Source organism: Bartonella sp. AA89HNZF (genome assembly GCF_042196905.1).
Lineage (GTDB): Bacteria > Pseudomonadota > Alphaproteobacteria > Rhizobiales > Rhizobiaceae > Bartonella.
In genome coordinates this window covers 17,084-19,265 of record NZ_JBHIRD010000024.1, presented here as the reverse complement: position 1 = coordinate 19,265, position 2,182 = coordinate 17,084, and the positions used below count along the sequence as shown (strand labels likewise).

Sequence of the window (2,182 nt, the reverse complement as noted above, 5' to 3'; positions counted from 1 at the left end):
GTGCCTTCACGCGTTGCTTTTGTCAGATCAATCCTCTGCAACGAGAACCCAGGCTCTCCACACTCTGGATCATCGAGTGCTTCAACAATTGCTTGATAAAGCTGCATCATCGTCGCAGGATCAGCATTGGCATCTTGGAATGCTCCAACATCACATCCATAATGACGACGCAAAACCCGTGTCCCAATTCTTGTCGTCAGACATTTACGAAGTGACTGTTGACAATGCGCAAAGCCATATAAAAGAGAGCCATCCTTTTCGCTCATCCCGCACCGCATGGCTTATGCCCCTTTGCTTGTCTTTGTGGTAGAGACCGTTGGGGCCGCAGCAACAACAGGGGCTGGTTTTTCAGCGATCTGACCAAGCAGCAACGGATATTTAGCCGCTTCCTCACTTAAACAAATTTCCTCACCCTTGCCCGGTGAACGCTTGCCTGCAACAAAATCGGCATTGGTTAAAATAACATAAGTGTTCTCACGCATGATAAAACTCCTTTAAAGAGGGGAAGAGGTTGTGGAGGGACCCATTTTGACCCCACCGTGTTTGTGGCTTGCGCCAACAGATTTTTGATTATGCTGTAAATCTTCTGCTTGAATCCGCACACTGCCCGTTAATTCAACACGGGTTGCTTGATGAGAAAGCACCAAACCTTTTTCACTCAAATGAATTTGATTTTCCCCATGAGAGAGAATGAGCTCATCTTTTGTCATCCGCAAAGCGCCACCCGCATAACACAGAGCAAGTTCTTGGCAAGAGCGTGCGGGATTAGGTGCATCTTCACTATAGCTATCGCGCACCACCAGAGAAGCAGAGCCAATCTCACCATGGGGGTTTAACAACCGCACCGGATCACCAACATGGAGGGGCATATTGCTTGAGAGAGCGCCAGAAGCTTCTTGCGCTTGCAACCAAGGCGATAAAACTGCTTGTCCATTAGAACCCTGTTCGGAAAGTTTCACCCGCACCCTATGGCCATCAACTTGCACAACCCGCCCGATCATGTGCTGGTTGGCAAGACAGCGTTCAAGCGCATCAAGACGCTTCATGATTTGTCGAAAGGTATCACTTAAGAGATGTGCATCATTCATGCCCCCACCTCATTGTCCCATGAAATCAAACCACTTTTGAGTTGTCCCTCATCACAAAAAATATCTTTTCCCAAATGATACAAATCTTGGTGCCATTCCACCACACTAATCGACACACCACGCTGCTTAATCGCCGCAGAGATAATCGGTTCAATCTGGACATCACGCGGGGCACTCAAATGCGTTAGCCCCCACAATTGCCCGCTATGACAAAGCACCGCAATAGCTTCTGCCAAAAGCCAACTGGAAACATCACGCTCTTTACCTGTGGTAATAATAAAAGCCCCTAAATGAAGATCAGCACTCATGTGTCCAGAAGCCACAGAAGTTAAGCGACTTTCTAACACCGCAACGCGTATTGCTGGTGCCACAAGCATTTGTGTTTCCAATTCTTCTAAGTTAAAACGTCCAAATTGACAGGCGCAATCACGCACATCCGGCAAAGCGCCTTTAAGGCTCCCTATCACCGCCTCACGAAACTGATTAATGCGCCCAGCATTTTTAATCGTTTGACTCATGCAAAGACCCTTCCCAGCCAATCTTCTGCCGCTTTGACAATTTCCACTTTATTGCGCTCAGAAAGCCCCAAATAAGGGCGTGCGGGCATGGTTACCTGATGCATACAAACAAAGCGGTGTGCTTTGCTGCTTTTCAGAAAAAAGCGCAATGTCTTGCCATTTTTCGGGTGAATAACCCCACCCAATTGATGAATCCGCGCATAAACCAACCCAGAGCCCACAATCACCTTTTCTGGTGAAGCTTTCATATCAATGGAGCGTGAAAGCGCCCCACTGGCAAAAAGAATGGAGGTGCGAGCATAATTGTTTTTCCACTTCTCTCCTTGGGCAGAGGTTTTTTCACTTTGAATCCGCCGCCTTGTGCTTTCTTGGATGAGACGCCCAACCCCTTGTGCCAAAGTCCCCATCGAGCTATCAGCCCCCTTTTGCAAAAAGGATAAAGCCGCTTCAAGCCCTGTCTCTTTAATCTCAATATGGGTTGAAACAGACATGTTATCTTCCCATCAAACGCGGCTTAGCATGGAAAAAAGCCCCATCACGAACCGGTCCATCTTCGCTCATAATTTTAGGTTCATC

Annotated in this window: 5 protein-coding genes; all 5 read right to left on the bottom strand. The window is 47.7% G+C overall.

Annotation, left to right across the window (positions count from 1 at the left end; translation table 11 throughout):
• A partial coding sequence (locus ACFIN0_RS08475; protein WP_375702313.1) for a GPW/gp25 family protein occupies positions 1-278 on the bottom strand: 278 nt, incomplete at its 3' end.
• Positions 279-281: 3 nt separating this feature from the next.
• The gene (locus ACFIN0_RS08470; RefSeq protein ID WP_375620339.1) at positions 282-482 is read right to left on the bottom strand and encodes a hypothetical protein; all 201 of its coding nucleotides are present in this window, start codon (positions 480-482) and stop codon (positions 282-284) included.
• A 12-nt stretch (positions 483-494) separates the two neighbouring features.
• Positions 495-1,088 (bottom strand): baseplate assembly protein, encoded by a 594-nt coding sequence (locus tag ACFIN0_RS08465; RefSeq protein WP_375702312.1) that lies wholly within the window; start codon positions 1,086-1,088, stop codon positions 495-497.
• On the bottom strand, positions 1,085-1,606 hold the full coding sequence (locus ACFIN0_RS08460; protein WP_375702311.1) for a hypothetical protein: 522 nt from the start codon (positions 1,604-1,606) through the stop codon (positions 1,085-1,087). The genes ACFIN0_RS08465 and ACFIN0_RS08460 overlap by 4 nt, the downstream gene beginning before the upstream one ends.
• Positions 1,603-2,097: a phage virion morphogenesis protein gene (locus ACFIN0_RS08455; RefSeq protein WP_375701379.1), complete on the bottom strand. Its 495-nt coding sequence runs from the start codon at positions 2,095-2,097 to the stop codon at positions 1,603-1,605. Before ACFIN0_RS08455 ends, ACFIN0_RS08460 begins: the two co-directional genes overlap by 4 nt.
• Positions 2,098-2,182: the final 85 nt, after the last annotated feature.